We start from the raw sequence: 16,474 nt of genomic DNA, 5'->3' as shown, positions 1-16,474 counted from the left end.
GGGCCCTTTAAAATCCAGGCAGGCCGGGCAAGATGCCCGGCCTTTCCTCGTCTGCACTGCAAGGTTTTTCGCATGTCCACACCCTCGCCCCTGTCCGCCCTGTTGTCCCGCGTGGACGCCGCCATCGTGGACCTGGACGGCACCATGGTGGACACGCTCGGGGACTTTGCCGAGGCGCTCAACCGCATGCTGCGCGAACTGGCGCTGCCACCCATCGAGGCACCCTCCATCGAGCGCATGGTGGGCAAAGGCTCGGAGCACCTGCTGCGGTCGGTGCTGGCCCATGTGCTGGCATCCGAGGGCCAGCCGGCCGATGCGGCGCAGGTCGAATCGCTGTACCCCGCCGCCTGGGCCAGCTACCAGAAGCACTACCTGGCCATCAACGGCCAGTATGCGCAGGTGTACCCCGGCGTGGTGGCCGGCCTGCAGGCGCTGCAGGCCGCGGGCCTGCGCCTGGCCTGCCTGACCAACAAGCCCCTGGATTTCGCCGTGCCCTTGCTGAAGGCCAAGGGGCTCGACGGCTACTTTTCGCAGGTGTTCGGTGGCGACAGCTTCGCGCGCAAGAAGCCCGATCCGCTGCCCCTCGTCAAGACCTGCGAGGCCCTGGGCACCGCGCCCGCGCGCACGCTGATGGTCGGCGATTCCAGCAACGATGCGCAGGCCGCGCGCGCCGCCGGCTGCCCCGTGGTGCTGGTGACCTACGGCTACAACCACGGCCAGCCCGCGCGGGCGGTGGATGCCGATGGTTTCGCGGATGCGCTGAGCGCGTTCGCGGGCTGATCAGGCCGCGATACGGCGCTGCGCAGCCGTTGTCAGCACCCGTGCGCTGCCGGCTGTACGGGCCGGTGGTGCCGTGGTGACGAGTGCCGCATGCGCTGGCGCGCCAGCACCAGCGTCGCTGCCCAGCCGGAACACGGCCACGGCATCGACCAGCTGGCCTGCCTGGGTCTTGAGGCTGTCGGCCGCTGCGGCGCTTTGCTCCACCAGCGCCGCGTTCTGCTGCGTGGCCTGGTCCATCTGCGTGACCGCCTCGCCCACCTGCGACACGCCCTGGCTCTGCTCGCTGCTGGCCGCGCTGATCTCGCCCATGATGTCCGTCACGCGGCGGATGGCCCCGACCACCTCGGCCATCGTGGCGCCCGCCTTGTCCACCAGCGCGGTGCCCTGTTCCACGCGCTCCACGCTGGTGCCGATCAGGGCCTTGATTTCCTTGGCGGCCTGCGCCGAGCGCCCGGCCAGGCTGCGCACCTCGCCGGCCACCACCGCGAAGCCCCGGCCCTGCTCGCCCGCGCGGGCCGCCTCCACCGCCGCGTTGAGCGCCAGGATGTTGGTCTGGAACGCGATGCCGTCGATCACGCTGATGATGTCGGCGATCTTGCGGCTGCTGTCGTTGATGCCCTTCATGGTGTCCACCACCTCGGCCACCACGTCGCCGCCCTGCTGGGCGACGGTGGAGGCGCTCATCGCCAGCTGGTTGGCCTGGCGCGCGTTGTCCGCGTTCTGGCGCACCGTGGAGCCCAGCTGTTCCATCGAGGCGGCCGTCTGCTGCAGCGCCGAGGCCTGCTGCTCGGTGCGGGCCGACAGGTCGTTGTTGCCCGAGGCGATTTCGGCACTGGCGGTGGCCACGCCTTCGGCGCTGTGGCGCACATTGCCCACGATGGTGGCCAGGCGCGATTGCATGGTGGACAGCGCCTGGAGCAGCTGGCCTGTCTCGTCGCCGCCATGGGCTTCGATGGCGTGCGTGAGGTCGCCGCTGGCAATGCTCTCCGCCGCCTGCTTGCCCCGCTGCACGGGCCGGACGATCGAGCGCGTGACCGTCCAGGCCAGCAGGGCCCCCAGCGCTACCGCCACCAGAGTGCCCACGCCCAGAAGTGCCTGGCTGGCCTTGGCAAGGGTACCGGTGTCGGCCTGGCTTTCAGCCAGTTGCGTGGCCATGGCCGTGCGCAGGTCGTCCAGTGACTTCAGGTATTTGTCGGCCAGCGGGCGAAGGTCCTTGTCCACCAGGGCGGGCACGTTCGGCTCGCCGCCCCGGTGCAGTTCGCGGATCTCGGCCTGCTTGTCGTTGTAGGCCGCGCGCGCCGTGGCAATGGCGGCCAGCAGTGCGCGGCCAGGCTCGCCCTGCACCAGCGCCTCGATGCGCTGGACCTTGGCATCCATGCCCTTGGCCGTGGCCTGGGTGTCCGCGGCGAGCTTGTCCATGTAGTCGCGGTCGATGGCCTTGAGGAATGCCTCCGTGCGGACCCAGTTCAGGCGGATGTCGGAGGCCCAGTCTTCCACCAGCATCTGTTGCTCGATCTCCTGCGTGGCGACACGCTCGCTGGCGTTCTGCAGGCTGGCGATGCGCCATATGCCGGTGGCTGCGATGAGGGCGGTGATGAGCAGGATGGCCCCAAAGGATGCGCCCAGGCGCAGGCCGACGGAAAGGTTGCTGAATTTCATGGTGAGGGCGGGCGCAAAAAAGGTGTCTGGGGGCGGGGGTGGGGCTCTGGGGTGGCAAGGGCCGTGGCGCATGCGGGTGGCGCAGGGCGCCCGGGCCGGGCTGTGCGTGGCATCACATGGCGCGGGTGGCGCCGCAGGGGCATGCGGTGCAGGTTGCGTCGAAGGCCCTGAATTCCCTGGATCAAAGGTTACGCCCCGGTGCGGCCCGCCGCTGTCGGGCGGGTGACAGCCGCAGGCATGCTTTCATGGGGGTTTGCCCGTAGCGGCGGTGTCCCGGGACGCGCAACCGGCGCGGGCGGCTATGCGGGCTTGCCGAGCAAGGCATCCTTGAGCTTCCAGTCGGCCGGTGTGTTGCCCAGCCAGATGCCCAGCAGCGCGTTGAAGAATTCCGGCTCCTTGAAAGGCTCGCCCTGCGGCTTGCCCTTGACCGTGATCACCGTGCCGGTGCCGGGTATCCAGTCGATCATGAACTGGTCGCCTGCCTGCAGCTTCTTGTGGTCCGAGAAGATCTGGCTCATGCGCAGCACGCCGGGAATCAGCTTGGAGAACGCCGCGCGGTCCATGTTGTCCTCCATGCCGCGCGAGAAGAGCTTGCCCAGCTCGGTGGAGTCGATCTCGCGCAGCATGGTGATGCTCATGCGCTTGGGGCCCTTGAGCGCGGCAATGTCCTGCGGCGTGTGGGCTTTCTTTTCGAGATACAGGCCGGCCGTGTAGACCTTGAAGACCGCCTTGTAGCGCACGCCCGCCCCATTGAGCTGCAGGCTGCTGCCGCTCAGGCTGGTGGTTTCTTCGTACTTGACGTCGGCCACGGTGATGGTCTGGGCAATGGCACCGGCCGTCAGCAGGCACAACGCTGCCGCTGCGGCGCATCGCTGGAGGAACTTCATGCGCAACTCCTAAAAAAGAACGGTCGTTCGTTTCAAATTGTTGCTGCACCTGCTTTTTGCCGCAACAGGGTTTTCGAGTGGTTGCGCGGCGCGGCGTTGCGGTGTGTCAAAACCGGGGCGGCCGGGAACCTTTGCTACACTTTGGGCCATGTTCATTCACCACGTGTTCATCACAGGTTGCAGCGACCGGGGAGCCTGGCCCTGGCGTCAGCCTGTCTCCTTGAACGCCTGATGGCACCTGGGCAATCGCCCCAGCGTGCACCCGTGGCCCTACCGGGGCCGATTGAATGGACCGCAGCGCCCCCTTTTATTGCCCGGGGGACACGCGCTGCCACAGCTGGGAGCTCTCCCCGTGATCACAGAACTTGAATTCAAAAGCCTGGCCGGCGAAGGCTACAACCGCATTCCGCTCATGGCGGAAGCCTTTGCGGACCTGGAAACCCCTCTCTCCCTGTACCTGAAGCTGGCCCACAGCAAGGACGGCGGCAAGCACAGCTTCCTGCTCGAATCCGTGGTGGGCGGCGAGCGCTTCGGGCGCTACAGCTTCATCGGCCTGCCCGCGCGCACGCTGCTGCGCGCCAGCGGTTTTGGCGCCAGCGCCAAGACCGAGGTGGTGACCAACGGCGAGGTGGTGGAGTCCGCAGCGGGCAACCCGCTCGACTTCATCGAGGCGTACCAGAAGCGCTTCAAGGTGGCCCTGCGCCCCGGCCTTCCGCGCTTTTGCGGCGGCCTGGCCGGCTACTTCGGCTACGACGCGGTGCGCTACATCGAAAAGAAGCTCGAAGACACCTGCCCGCCCGACACGCTGGGCTGCCCCGACATCCTGCTGCTGCAGTGCGAGGAACTCGCCGTCATCGACAACCTGTCGGGCAAGCTCTACCTCATCGTCTACGCCGACCCGGCCCAGCCCGAGGCCTACGCCAAGGCCAAGAAGCGCCTGCGCGACCTGAAGGACCAGCTCAAGTATTCGGTGAGCGCGCCCATCGTCAAGCCCACCGAGAGCCACCCCGCGCAGCGCGACTTCTCCAAGGCCGACTACCTCGCCGCCGTGGACCGCGCCAAGGAACTGATCGCCGCGGGTGACTTCATGCAGGTGCAGGTGGGCCAGCGCATCCACAAGCGCTACACCGAAAGCCCCCTGTCGCTGTACCGCGCGCTGCGCTCGCTGAACCCGTCGCCGTACATGTACTTCTACGACTTCGGCGACTTCCACGTGGTGGGTGCGAGCCCCGAGATCCTGGTGCGCCAGGAGAACACGCCCGACGGCCAGAAGGTCACCATCCGCCCCCTGGCCGGCACGCGCCCCCGTGGCGCCACGCTGGAGAAGGACAAGGCCGCCGAGGTCGAGCTCATCAACGACCCCAAGGAGCGCGCCGAGCATGTGATGCTGATCGACCTGGCGCGCAACGACATCGGCCGCATCGCCAAGACCGGCACGGTGAAGGTGACCGAGGCCTTCGCCATCGAGCGCTACAGCCACGTGATGCACATCGTGAGCAACGTGGAAGGCATCCTCAACGACGGCATGACGGCCATCGACGTGCTCAAGGCCACCTTCCCGGCCGGCACGCTCACCGGCGCGCCCAAGGTGCATGCGATGGAAATCATCGACCAGCTCGAACCCACCAAGCGCGGCCTGTACGGCGGCGCCTGCGGCTACCTGAGCTACGCCGGCGACATGGACGTGGCCATCGCCATCCGCACCGGCATCGTGAAGAACGGCACGCTCTACGTGCAGGCGGCCGCCGGCGTGGTGGCCGACTCGGTGCCCGAGCTGGAATGGAAGGAAACCGAGCACAAGGCCCGTGCGCTGCTGCGCGCGGCGGAGCTGGTCGAGGAGGGCCTCGAATGACCCGCGCCATCGACAAAGTCAAATCCTGCGCCGCCATGCCGGACGTGCGCCGCGAGGTGAACAGGCTGGACGACGTGCTGGTGCCCCTGCTGGTGGAGCGCGTGGGCTACATGACGCAGGCCGCGCGCATCAAGCAAGACGCCACGCAGGTGCGCGATGAGGCGCGCATACAGGCCATCGTGGACCGCGTGCGCGAGCAGGCGCTGGCCGAAGGCGGCGATGCCGACGTGATGGAAGCCATCTACCGCAGCCTCATGGAAGCCTGCATTGCCTATGAACACCGCGAGTTCGCCCGCCTGCGCGAATCCGCCTCTGCCGGGAGCGCCGCATGAAACTCTTGATGGTCGACAACTACGACAGCTTCACCTACAACATCGTGCAGTACTTCGGCGAGCTGGGTGCCGAGGTCGAGGTGTTCCGCAACGATGAAATCACGCTTGAAGGCATTGCGGCGCGCGCGCCCGACCGCCTGGTGATCTCGCCCGGCCCGTGCTCGCCCGCCGAGGCCGGCATCTCGGTGGCGGCGATCCAGCACTTCGCGGGCAAGCTGCCCATCCTGGGCGTGTGCCTGGGCCACCAGAGCATCGGCGCGGCCTTCGGCGGCACCATCGTCCGCGCGCAGGAGCTGATGCACGGCAAGACCAGCGTCATCACCACCACACAGCAGGGCGTGTTCGCGGGCCTGCCCGAAAAATTCACCGTGAACCGCTACCACTCGCTGGCCATCGATCGCGCCGCGTGCCCCGACGTGCTGCAGGTCACGGCCTGGACGGATGACGGCGAGATCATGGGCGTGCGCCACAAGGAGCTGGCCATCCAGGGCGTGCAGTTCCACCCCGAAAGCATCCTCACCGAACACGGTCACGCGATGCTGAAGAACTTTCTGGAGCAGCGCGCATGACGGCGCCGGCCGATGCTGCAGCAGCTTCCTCGGGCTCGCTCGCCCAGCTGTTCCAGTACAAGCGCTGGGCCAATGAAGAGTTGCTCGCGCTGGGCGAGGCGTCACAGGCGGTATTGCCCGAAGGCGACCGCCGGCTCTTCGTGCGCATCCTGAACCACACCTACGTGGTGGACCGCATCTTCGCGAGCCACCTGCAGGGCCTGCCGCAGACCGCCTACGCGGCCACCAACACCGAAGAGACGCCCGCACTGCCCGCCCTGCGCGAAGCCGTGCGCGCGTCGGACGACTGGTACCTGCAGTACGCCGGCGGCCTCGGCGCGGACCAGCTGGCCGAGCCCGTGCAGTTCCGCTTCACCGACGGCGACACCGGCACCATGACGCGGGCCGAGATCCTGAACCACGTCGTGGTCCACGGCACCTACCACCGGGGCGCGGCCGGCCGCATCCTGGCGGGGCATGCGGTGCCGCTGCCGCGCGACTCGCTCACCACCTTCCTGCACCGCCTGCAACCGGAGCGACGCTGGTCGTAACACCATGCCCGACAGCCACCAACTGCTCATGTTCATCGCGGCCGGCTGGCTGCTGAACCTCACGCCCGGCCCGGACGTGCTCTACATCGTGTCCAACGCGCTCAAGTCCGGCACCCGCGCGGGCATCGTCGCCGGCCTTGGCATCACGGCCGGGTGCTTCGTGCACATCTTCGCGGCCGCCGTGGGCGTGGGCGCGCTGCTGGCCACTTCGGCCACGGCGTTCACCGTGCTCAAGTGGGTGGGCGCGGCCTACCTCATGTGGATGGGCGTGCGCATGCTGCTGTCCAAGCCCTCGGGTGACGGTGGCAGCGCGGCGGCCATCGCGGTGGCGCAGGCGGGGGCATCGTCCGGTGCTGCCACGCCGCTGTCCAAGATTTTCATGGGCGGCTTCTGGACCAACGTGCTCAACCCCAAGGTCGCCATCTTCTTCCTGGCATTCGTGCCGCAGTTCATCACGCCCGGCACCGAGAACAAGGCGCTGGCCTTCGTGCTGCTGGGCGTGCTGTTCAACGTGAACGCGATTCCCGTCAACACGGGCTGGGCGCTGGCCGCGGGCTGGATGGCGCGCCGCATGGGCGCGGTGCAGCGCGGCATGCACTGGCTGGACCGCGTGGCGGGCGCCATGTTCATCGGCTTCGGCCTGAAACTGGCCTTCACCGATCAACCCACGCATTGAACTAGACAGACAGATACCGTCGAAAAGACACTGGAGACACCATGTCCATCACCCCCCAGGAAGCGCTGCAGCGCACCATCGAGCACCGCGAAATCTTCCACGACGAGATGCTGCACCTGATGCGCATGATCATGAGCGGCGAGCTCTCGCCCGTCATGACGGCGGCCATCGTCACCGGCCTGCGCGTGAAGAAGGAAACCATCGGCGAGATCACGGCCGCCGCGCAGGTGATGCGCGAGTTCTCCACCAAGGTCCATGTGCCCGACAGCAAGCACCTGGTGGACATCGTGGGCACCGGCGGCGACGGCGCCAACACCTTCAATATCTCCACCTGCTCCATGTTCGTGGCGGCAGCGGCGGGCGCCAAGGTCAGCAAGCACGGCGGGCGCGGCGTGTCCAGCAAGAGCGGCAGCGCGGACGTGATGGAGGCCCTGGGCATCCACATCAACCTCAAGCCCGAGCAGATCGCGCAGTGCATCGCAGAGGTCGGTATCGGCTTCATGTTCGCGCCCAACCACCACCCGGCCATGAAGAACGTGGCCCCGGTGCGCAAGGAGCTGGGCGTGCGCACCATCTTCAACATCCTGGGCCCGCTGACCAACCCGGCCGGCGCGCCCAACATCCTGATGGGCGTGTTCCACCCCGACCTCGTGGGCATCCAGGTGCGCGCGCTGCAGCGCCTGGGCGCCGAACACGCCATGGTGGTCTACGGCCGCGACGGCATGGACGAAGTCAGCCTGGGCGCGGCCACGCTGGTGGGCGAGCTGAAAAACGGCCAGATCACCGAGTACGAAATCCACCCCGAGGACTTCGGCCTGGCCATGTCCAGCAACCGCGCCTTGAAGGTCGAATCCCCCGAACAGTCGCGCGAGATGCTGATCGGCGTGCTCAAGGGCGAGCCGGGCGCCGCGCAGGACATCGTCTGCCTGAACGCGGGCGTGGCGCTGTATGCGGCCAATGTGGTCGACTCGGTTCCCGCAGGGCTTGAAAAGGCACGGGCCGCCATCGCCTCGGGCGCGGCGCTGGCCAAGCTCGAGCAGATGGTCACGCGCACGCATGCGCTGGCTGCATGAAGATCAACCCCCTGAGCGGCAGTGCCGCTTTCCCCCTTCTCCTGCGGAAAGGGGGGCGACACCCGCAGCCTGGCAAGGCCAGCGCTGCGGTGTCCTCCGCTTTGGGCCGCGCGGGCGTTGCGCTCGCGCCATGTTTCAACGTTCAATCGCGACCCCGCCGGGGTTGAAAAGGCAGGTTTCCCATGAGCGACATCCTCAACAAGATCGTGGCCGTCAAGCACGAAGAAGTGGCCGCTGCCAAGAAGCGCACGCCCCTCGACGCCATCCGTGCCGATGCCGAGAGCCGTGTGCTCACGCGCGACTTCGAAGGAGCCCTGCGCGCCAAGATCGCCAAGGGCCAGGCGGCGGTGATCGCCGAGGTCAAGAAGGCCAGCCCCAGCAAGGGCGTGCTGCGCGCCGACTTCATCCCCGCCGACATCGCGCAAAGCTATGCCGATGGCGACGGCAAGGTGAGCGCCGCCTGCCTGTCGGTGCTGACGGACAAGCAGTTCTTCCAGGGCAGCGTGGATTACCTCAAGCAAGCGCGTGCCAGCTGCCAGCTGCCGGTGCTGCGCAAGGACTTCATGGTCGATGCGTACCAGATCTACGAGTCCCGGGCGATGGGGGCGGATGCCATCTTGCTGATCGCGGCCAGCCTGGACGACGCCCAGATGGCCGACTTCGAAGCCATCGCGCGCAGCCTGGACATGGCGGTGCTGGTGGAGGTGCACGACGGCGCCGAGCTGCAGCGCGCGCTCAGGCTCAAGACGCCGCTGGTGGGCATCAACAACCGCAACCTGCGCACCTTCGAGGTGACGCTGGACACCACCCTGGGCCTGCTCAAGGACGTGCCGGCCGACCGGCTGCTGGTCACCGAGTCGGGCATCCTGAAGCCCGACGATGTGAAGCGCATGCGCGATGCCGGCGTTCACGCGTTTTTGGTGGGCGAGGCGTTCATGCGCGCGCCGGAGCCGGGCGAAGCGCTGGCGAAGCTGTTCGCCTGATTCTGCGTTTGCTCCTTATTTGATAGCTTATTGCGCTTGTCCATCAAGCGGTAGAGGCACTTTTTACCATGAATGACGCCGCTGCAAACCCCACCCAGCTGCAAAGCGCTGACCCGGCTGACTGGCCGGTGGCCCCCGGCTGGCAGCCGCTGGTCGATGACTTCTTTGCCGGTGTGCGCGGCCAGTCGCTGCTTGCCTTTCTGCAGTCGCGGCTCGATGCGGGCGCGGTGATCTTCCCGCCCCGCCCGCTGCGGGCGCTGGAACTCACGCCGCCGGACGAGGTGCGCGTGGTCATCCTGGGCCAGGACCCCTACCACGGGCGCGGCCAGGCCGAGGGGCTCGCGTTCTCGGTGGCGCCGGGCGTGCGCCTGCCGCCCTCGCTGCAAAACATCTTCAAGGAAATGCAGCGCGACCTGGGCGTGGCTTTCCCGCCGTTTCCGAACCCGGGGGGCAGCCTGGTCAAGTGGGCGAAGAACGGCGTGCTGTTGCTCAACACCGGCCTCACGGTGGAAGAGGGCCAGCCCGCCAGCCATGCCGGCAAGGGCTGGGAGGCCCTGACCGACGCGGTCATCCGCCATGTGGCCGAGGGCGAGCGGCCCGTGGTGTTCATGCTCTGGGGCTCGCACGCGCAATCCAAGCGCGCGCTGATCCCCCAGGACCGAGGCCACTTGCTGCTCCTGTCCAACCACCCTTCGCCGCTGTCCGCCCTGCGCCCGCCCGTGCCGTTCATCGGCAACGGGCATTTCGGCAAGGCGCGCGCGTTCCGGGCGCAGCACGGGTATTGAGGCGCCAGCGCGGCGGCGCTGCGCCCCCGCGGTCTACCAGCGCCCCGGCAGCCGCTCCTTGAGCAGGTCGAGAAAGGCCTGCGCCGCCACGGGCAGGCTGCGGCCCGCCAGGGTCTGCACCTCCAGGTCGCGCAGGTCCATGCCCGGGTCGCTGATGGGCACGGCCACCACGGCGCCCGCCGCCACCAGGTGGCGTGCCGCGATCTCGCTGGCCACCGACAGCCCCCCGCCATGCGCCACGAAGTTGAGCACCGTCTTGGCATGGTTGCTGATGAGCACCGCCTCCAGCTGCAGGCCCTGGCGGCTGCACACGATGTCAATCATCTGGCGCACCGTGGTCTCGGCGGGCGGCAGGGCCAGGGGGTAGGCGGCCATCTGCGCGAGCGTGACGCTGGCCGATTCCGCCAGCGCATGGCCGGGCGGGATGAGTGCCAGCACCGGAGCGCCTTGCCGGTAGGCGACCTCGATGTCCTTGTGCGGCGCACGGCTGAAGCACAGGCCGATGTCGGCCGCGCCGCTGCGCACCGCGTCGGGCACCTGGGCGGTGGGCAGCGAGATCACGCTGAACTGGATGCCCGTGTGCGTGCGCTGGAATTCCACACACAGGCGCGGCACCAACTCGTTGGCAAATGCGTCCGACGTGGCCAGACGCACCTGCCCCGCGCGCAGGCCCTGCAGCGCGCCGATCTCGCCCAGCGCGCGTTCGGCGTCCAGCACCGTGCGCCGGGCGTGCACGGCCAGGATCTCTCCGGCCGCGGTGAGCACCATACCGCGCGGGTGGCGGTCGAACAGCGGCGTGCCCAGCTGCGCCTCCAGCCCGGCGATCTGGCGGCTGAGCGCCGAAGCGGCCACGTGCAGCCGTGCCGAGGCTTCGGTGAGCGAACCGCTGTGCGCCACCTCCAGGAAGTAGCGCAGGGCGGTGTCTTGCAGGAGCTGGGGGCGCATGGGCAGGGCAGGGGGCTGGAGTGGGGCGTATTGCCGGGTGGTGGCCCAAAGTATGAAGTGGTTTGCCGCTACGGCAAAGCTGCTTGCCTATTTGGCGTTGGTCTTCCGGGGGCTGGCTTCCTAAGATGGCTGTCTGGTTGCCCCCGGGCGGGGCCCTGCGGCTCCCCCTGTCCCTGTCTGCGTGCGCGGTCCGGCATCGCGCGTTTCCCCTTCTTCTGGAGTACCTGTATGCGTCTTTTTCCCTGGGGCCGTGGCGTCGTGTGCCTGGCCTGGTTGATGGTGTGGGGCGCCAGCGCACAGGCGCAGGCCGCGTGGCCCGACCGGCCCGTACGGGTCATCGTGCCGTTTCCGGCCAGCGGCGCCACCGACCTGGTGGCCCGGGTGGTCACCCAGCGCGTGGCGGCCGACATGGGCCAGCAGCTGGTCGTGGACAACAAGCCCGGCGCCGGCGGTACCCTGGGCACGGCCGAGGCGGCCAAGGCCGCACCCGATGGCTACACCCTGCTGCTGACCACCAGCAGCACGCATGCCATCTCGCCCCATCTGATGCCCAAGCTGGCCTACGACCCGCGCAAGGACTTTGTGCCCGTGGCCCACGTGGCTGACGCACCCAGCGTGCTGCTGGTCACCAACTCGCTGCCGGTCAAGACCGTGGGCGAACTCATCGCCTACGCCAAGGCCCATCCAGGCAAGCTCAACTACGCCACCAGCGGCAACGGCACCATCGTGCACCTGAACACGGCAGCCTTCAGCGCGCAGGCCGGCGTGGAGATGACGCACATCCCCTACAAGGGCACGGCGCTGGCCATTCCGGACCTGATCGCCGGGCAGACCCACGTGCTGTTCGACTCCCTGCCCACGGGCATGCCGCACGCCAAGGCCGGCCGCCTGCGGGCCCTGGCCGTGACCAGCGAGAAGCGCAGCACGCTGGCGCCCGAGCTGCCCACGCTGGCCGAGTCCGGCCTGCCCGGTTATTCGTCGGTGACCTGGTTCGGCGTGTACCTGCCCGCGGGCGCACCGCCCGCGCTGGTCGACAAGGTGCACAAGGCCTTTGCCAAGGCAGTGCAGGCGCCCGAAGTGGCCGAGAGCCTGGCCAAGCTGGGCGTGGAGCCTGCCGCGCCGCGCACGCCCGCGCAGTTTGGTGCCATGGTGCAGGCGGACAGCAATCGCTGGGCGACGGTGATCCGGCAGCACAAAATCGCGGTGGAGTAGCCCCCCTGAGTCGCCTTCGGCGCCTTCCCCCCGAGGGGGACGACGCCCTCGGTGCGGGGCGGCCCTTCCTTGGCGTCTCTCGCTTTGCGCCGCGCCAGTTTCCACGCACCGCAACCCTTGCGAGCCACGGAGTCAGAACGCTATGAATAACCCAACCCTCGACTGGTCCCTTCCCTACGCCTCCCACCGCAGCGCGGTCATGGGGCGCAATGTGGTCTCCACCTCGCAGCCGCTGGCCGCGCAGGCGGGGCTGCGCATGCTGCTGGCGGGCGGCAACGCGGTGGATGCCGCCATCGCCGCCGCCATGGCGCTCACGGTGGTCGAGCCCACGGGCTGCGGCATCGGCAGCGACGGCTTTGCCATCGTGTGGGACGGCAAGGAACTGCACGGTCTCAATGCCTCGGGCCGCTCACCGGCCGCGTGGTCGCCGGAGTATTTCAAGAAGCTGGGCGGCATCCCCGAGACGGGGTGGAACGCGGTGACCGTGCCGGGCGCCGTCTCGGCGTGGGTGGCGCTGTCCAGGCGCCTGGGCAAGCTGCCCTTCGCACAGCTGGCGCAACCCGCCATCGACTACGCGCGCCATGGTTTTCCGGTGTCACCCACCATCGCCCGCCTGTGGGCGCTGGGTGGCGCCAAGCTGGGCGCGCAGCCGGGTTTTGCCGAGTGCTTCCTGCCCGGTGGCCGCGCACCGCGGGCGGGCGAGATCTTCCGCAGCGAGGCCCATGCGCGCACGCTGGAACTGATCGCCGAAACGCAGGGAGAGGCGTTCTACCGGGGCGTGATCGCCGAGCGCATGGTGGCCCATGCACAGGCCCACGGCGGCGCGATGACGCTCGAAGACCTGGCGTCGCACCAGGCCGACTGGGTGGGCACCATCAAGCAGCGCTTCGGCGACTCGGTGATCCACGAGATCCCGCCCAACGGCCAGGGCATTGCCGCGCTGATGGCGCTGGGCATGCTGGACGCGCACGGCATCGGCGCGCACCCGCTCGACAGCGTGGAGACGGTGCACGCGAGCATCGAGGCCATGAAGCTCGCGCTGGCCGACCTGGCCCAGTACAACGCCGACATCGGTGCGATGCGTGTCGCGCCGAAGGAGCTGCTGGAGGCGGACTATCTGCGCGGCCGCGCGGCGCTCATCGACCCCGAGCGCGCGGGCGACCCGGGCCACGGCGCGCCGCGCCCGGGCGGCACGGTGTACCTGGCGGCGGCAGATAGCCAGGGCATGATGGTCTCGTTCATCCAGTCCAACTACATGGGCTTCGGCTCGGGCGTGGTGGTGCCGGGCACGGGCATCAGCCTGCAGAACCGGGGCCACGGCTTCAACCTCAAGCCAGGCCACGCCAACGAAGTGGGCCCGCGCAAGCGCCCCTCGCACACCATCATCCCGGCGTTCGCGATGCACTCGGACGGCACGCCGCAGATGGCCTTCGGCGTGATGGGCGGCCCCATGCAGAGCCAGGGCCACACCCAGATGGCGCTGCGCGTGCTGCGCTACGGCCAGAACCCGCAGGCCGCCGCCGACGCGCCCCGCTGGCGCGTGACGGGCGGCAAGGGCGTGGCCGTGGAGCCCGCGTTCGATCCCGCCGTGGTGGCGGCGCTGCGTGCGCGGGGCCACGAGGTCACGGTGGAAGAGGGCAACGGCGTGTTCGCCTTTGGCGGGGCCCAGCTGGTGCTGCGCGACGGCGCCCACTACATCGCCGGGTCGGACCCACGCAAGGACGGGCACGCGGTCGCGTTCTGAGAACCTGCCAGGTTCCCTGGTCAACCGGCGGCGCAGTCCGGAAACCGCCGTGCCAGCTCCGCTGCCGGCATGGTTTCCGCCAGGTCCATGTTGTGCGCGAGGGGGATGTACTCCCCGGGATCCGTGAAGCGCATGAGCGTGGTCACCAGCCGGTTCCCGGCGCCGCCCTTCTGGCAGCCTGCCAGTTCCACCCCCAGGCCCAGCTCGCGCGGGCCGTCGTCCACCGTTTTCCAGGCCAGGGCCTTGGCGCGCAGTGCCTGCAGCCGGGGCAATGCCTCCGGGTCGATGCGCCAGACCTGCACCGCGGTGCGGGCAGTGTCATAGGGCCCCAGCGGGCTGCGCTCTGCGGTGCCGCTCAGCTCCTGCAGCGGCAGCTTTTCTTCCCATCGCTCGGTGGTGGTGCCGCCGCCGGGCTGGCGCACCTTGCGGGACACGCTCACCGTCAGCTCCAGCGCCGGGCCATGGAGCCGCAGGCCGGGGCCGTGCACCACGGCGGCGCGCAGCGCGGCGGGGTCGAGCGTCTCCAGCTGGAGCTTGCGCAGCTTCCACAGGGACGACACCGGCACGGTGCCGCAGGCGGCCAGCAGTGCCGTGCACAGGAGGAGAACGCCAAGGCCCGCCCCGCGCCGCCATGGCGGCCGGACGGGTGAAATAGGGCCCCGGAGCAGGCGGGTGCCGCTGCGAAAAGGGATGGGCGGGCTGGGTGTCATGCGAGTCGGACGGTGTTGAAATTTCTGTTTAACGGTATATTATTATTGTTTTACAGAAAAAATTGCCAAACCATGACGCGAACTCTGGCCACCCCGGTCTCCCCCGTCCACAGCCCTTCATTCCGCCGGCTGGCCTGGGGGCTGCTGGCCGCAAGCTGGGTGTGTGCCCTTGTGTCGCTGGTTTTTTCGCTGGCGCGCTGGGCGGCGATCGGGCACGAGACCGGCTGGGGTGGGTGGATGCCCCTGACGGTGGTGCCGACGCAGGCCCTGCTGGTCGGGCTGACCCCGCCGCAGTCCATGGAGACGCAATGGCGGTGGGTGGGCGTGGCGCTGGAGTGCATTCCGGCCCCGGCCATGCTGTACGCGGTGCTGTGCGTGCATCGCATCTGCCGGGCCTTCCTGGCGGGCGCCGTGTTCGGGCCGGTGGTCGTGCGCGGGTTCCGGGGCGTGGGCTGGGGCTTTCTGGCGATGTTCGCGACCTCGCTGGTCTACCAGGTGGGCGTGACGGCGCTGCTGTCGTGGCTGGCCTCCGGCCAGCAGGGCGGGCTCATCGCGCTGGGCGTGGGCTCGTTTGAAATGAGCGTGCTGGTGGTGGGGCTGATGATGCTGCTCCTGGCCCACGTGCTGGCCGAGGGCTGCCGCCTGCAGGCCGAAGCGGATGCGTTTGTGTAGCCACTCCCAGGTACCGTATTCCCCATGGCGATTGTTGTGACCCTGGATGAAATGCTCGCGCGCCGCAAGGTCAAGTCGCGGGACCTGGCGGCCCATGTGGGCATCACCGAGGCCAACCTGTCCTTGCTCAAGAGCGGCAAGGTCAAGGGCGTGCGCTTCGAGACGCTCTCGGCCATCTGCGAGTACCTGCAGTGCCAGCCCGGCGACCTGCTGGCGTGGGTGGACAGCGGCGGTGATGGCGCGGACGACGGCGCGGCGCAAGAAGGCGTGTAAGTGCGCTGGTGGGGCTGGGGTGCCGCTTCCGTCAGCCGGCGCAGGCGCGTGGCAGTGGCCGTGGTGGCCTCGGTGCTGCTGCACGGTGTCATCCTGACCGCGTGGAATCTGTCGACCAGCCGCGTCTCGCCATCGCTATCGGCACCACCGCCACCATTCACATCACCGCGACAAGCGATGGAGGTGCAGTGGATCACGCACGCCGAGGTGCTGCAGCCCGCCATGGCGGTGCTCGGCCCGGGGCGTGCGCAGGCTCTCCCCAAGGGTTCCGTTTCCGCGCCCGCATCTGCATCGCGCCCGGTGCGTGCGGCAGAGCGCCACCGCAGCGCCGACGCGCCCACCGATGCAGTGACCGGCACGGTCATTGGCACCCCGGCACGCGCCGTGCAGCTGTCCCCTCCGCAGGCCGCGACTGCCGCTGCGCCCGCGCCCGAGCTGCCTGCGTCCGACAGCCGGATGGCCGATGCACCTCTGCGCTGGAGCCCCGACGCCGTGGGCCGTGCCGACCGCCAAGAGCGCGAATGGCAGCGCCGCCACGGTGCCGTACCGGCGGCGCAACTGGCAGTGGGAGACGGCGCGCCAGCGGCCAGGCCCTTGGGTGCTGCGATTTCGACCCGCGAGTGGCGCGGTGGCGATGGCTCCCGGGTCACGCAGGTGGAGAGCCCGTCGGGCACCTACTGCGTGCGGCTGCCCTCGGCCAATCGCCTGCCCGATGTGGGCGCCGCACCGCGCGTGGCGCCCGTCAGCAACTGCCCTTGACCCCGCCGATTGCCGTGGAGCCGCAGGGCCGCA

General features: G+C 69.0%; 18 protein-coding genes. 14 read left to right on the top strand and 4 right to left on the bottom strand.

What is annotated here, in order from left to right; translation table 11 throughout:
• Positions 1-72 precede the first annotated feature (72 nt).
• A complete protein-coding gene (gph, locus tag AC07PV_RS18795) occupies positions 73-780 on the top strand; it encodes a phosphoglycolate phosphatase (protein WP_369643588.1) in 708 nt (235 codons plus the stop codon).
• Here the strand turns inward: gph and AC07PV_RS18790 are convergent, their stop codons facing one another.
• Both AC07PV_RS18790 and AC07PV_RS18785 read right to left on the bottom strand, forming a co-directional pair.
• Positions 781-2,439 (bottom strand): methyl-accepting chemotaxis protein, encoded by a 1,659-nt coding sequence (locus tag AC07PV_RS18790; RefSeq protein WP_494631029.1) that lies wholly within the window; start codon positions 2,437-2,439, stop codon positions 781-783. It lies immediately after the preceding gene.
• 299 nt (positions 2,440-2,738) lie between these two features.
• Complete coding sequence (locus AC07PV_RS18785; protein ID WP_218341223.1) at positions 2,739-3,326, bottom strand: chalcone isomerase family protein; 588 nt, start codon at positions 3,324-3,326, stop codon at positions 2,739-2,741.
• A gap of 352 nt (positions 3,327-3,678) precedes the next feature.
• Between AC07PV_RS18785 and trpE the strand changes: the two genes are divergently transcribed.
• From trpE to AC07PV_RS18745, 8 genes are all read left to right on the top strand, one after another.
• Complete coding sequence (trpE, locus tag AC07PV_RS18780) at positions 3,679-5,178, top strand: anthranilate synthase component I (RefSeq protein WP_218296791.1); 1,500 nt, start codon at positions 3,679-3,681, stop codon at positions 5,176-5,178.
• A complete protein-coding gene (locus tag AC07PV_RS18775) occupies positions 5,175-5,510 on the top strand; it encodes a chorismate mutase (RefSeq protein WP_218296792.1) in 336 nt (111 codons plus the stop codon). The genes trpE and AC07PV_RS18775 overlap by 4 nt, the downstream gene beginning before the upstream one ends.
• The gene (locus AC07PV_RS18770; protein ID WP_218296793.1) at positions 5,507-6,079 is read left to right on the top strand and encodes an aminodeoxychorismate/anthranilate synthase component II; all 573 of its coding nucleotides are present in this window, start codon (positions 5,507-5,509) and stop codon (positions 6,077-6,079) included. The genes AC07PV_RS18775 and AC07PV_RS18770 overlap by 4 nt, the downstream gene beginning before the upstream one ends.
• Positions 6,076-6,609: a DinB family protein gene (locus AC07PV_RS18765; protein ID WP_494631028.1), complete on the top strand. Its 534-nt coding sequence runs from the start codon at positions 6,076-6,078 to the stop codon at positions 6,607-6,609. Before AC07PV_RS18770 ends, AC07PV_RS18765 begins: the two co-directional genes overlap by 4 nt.
• Positions 6,610-6,613: 4 nt before the next feature.
• Positions 6,614-7,285, top strand: coding sequence for a LysE family translocator (locus tag AC07PV_RS18760; protein WP_494631026.1), 672 nt, complete (start codon positions 6,614-6,616; stop codon positions 7,283-7,285).
• Positions 7,286-7,326: 41 nt separating this feature from the next.
• Positions 7,327-8,358 (top strand): anthranilate phosphoribosyltransferase, encoded by a 1,032-nt coding sequence (trpD, locus tag AC07PV_RS18755; RefSeq protein WP_369643585.1) that lies wholly within the window; start codon positions 7,327-7,329, stop codon positions 8,356-8,358.
• 182 nt (positions 8,359-8,540) lie between these two features.
• Entirely contained in the window at positions 8,541-9,341 is an 801-nt protein-coding gene (gene trpC, locus AC07PV_RS18750; RefSeq protein ID WP_218385017.1) for an indole-3-glycerol phosphate synthase TrpC, read from the top strand.
• A gap of 68 nt (positions 9,342-9,409) precedes the next feature.
• Positions 9,410-10,126: a uracil-DNA glycosylase gene (locus tag AC07PV_RS18745; RefSeq protein ID WP_494631025.1), complete on the top strand. Its 717-nt coding sequence runs from the start codon at positions 9,410-9,412 to the stop codon at positions 10,124-10,126.
• A gap of 33 nt (positions 10,127-10,159) precedes the next feature.
• On the opposite strand, the gene AC07PV_RS18740 is transcribed toward AC07PV_RS18745, so the two are convergent.
• Complete coding sequence (locus AC07PV_RS18740; RefSeq protein ID WP_218341229.1) at positions 10,160-11,071, bottom strand: LysR family transcriptional regulator; 912 nt, start codon at positions 11,069-11,071, stop codon at positions 10,160-10,162.
• A gap of 228 nt (positions 11,072-11,299) precedes the next feature.
• Here AC07PV_RS18740 and AC07PV_RS18735 point away from each other — a divergent pair, with 228 nt between their 5' ends.
• The gene (locus AC07PV_RS18735) at positions 11,300-12,283 is read left to right on the top strand and encodes a Bug family tripartite tricarboxylate transporter substrate binding protein (protein WP_492254074.1); all 984 of its coding nucleotides are present in this window, start codon (positions 11,300-11,302) and stop codon (positions 12,281-12,283) included.
• 142 nt (positions 12,284-12,425) lie between these two features.
• Entirely contained in the window at positions 12,426-14,027 is a 1,602-nt protein-coding gene (locus tag AC07PV_RS18730) for a gamma-glutamyltransferase family protein (protein ID WP_494631023.1), read from the top strand.
• Positions 14,028-14,047: 20 nt separating this feature from the next.
• On the opposite strand, the gene AC07PV_RS18725 is transcribed toward AC07PV_RS18730, so the two are convergent.
• A complete protein-coding gene (locus AC07PV_RS18725; RefSeq protein ID WP_494631022.1) occupies positions 14,048-14,737 on the bottom strand; it encodes a hypothetical protein in 690 nt (229 codons plus the stop codon).
• 72 nt (positions 14,738-14,809) lie between these two features.
• On the opposite strand from AC07PV_RS18725, the gene AC07PV_RS18720 reads away from it, so the two are divergent.
• From AC07PV_RS18720 to AC07PV_RS18710, 3 genes are read left to right on the top strand one after another with little or no spacing between them, the layout of a single operon-like run.
• A complete protein-coding gene (locus tag AC07PV_RS18720) occupies positions 14,810-15,409 on the top strand; it encodes a DUF2975 domain-containing protein (protein WP_494631021.1) in 600 nt (199 codons plus the stop codon).
• Between the two features lie 24 nt (positions 15,410-15,433).
• Entirely contained in the window at positions 15,434-15,682 is a 249-nt protein-coding gene (locus tag AC07PV_RS18715) for a helix-turn-helix domain-containing protein (protein ID WP_218296803.1), read from the top strand.
• Positions 15,683-15,730: 48 nt separating this feature from the next.
• The gene (locus tag AC07PV_RS18710) at positions 15,731-16,441 is read left to right on the top strand and encodes a hypothetical protein (protein ID WP_494631020.1); all 711 of its coding nucleotides are present in this window, start codon (positions 15,731-15,733) and stop codon (positions 16,439-16,441) included.
• Positions 16,442-16,474 lie beyond the last annotated feature (33 nt).

This window comes from Acidovorax sp. GW821-FHT09A11 (assembly GCF_059418365.1).
This window is presented reverse-complemented; position numbering and strand designations above follow the sequence as displayed.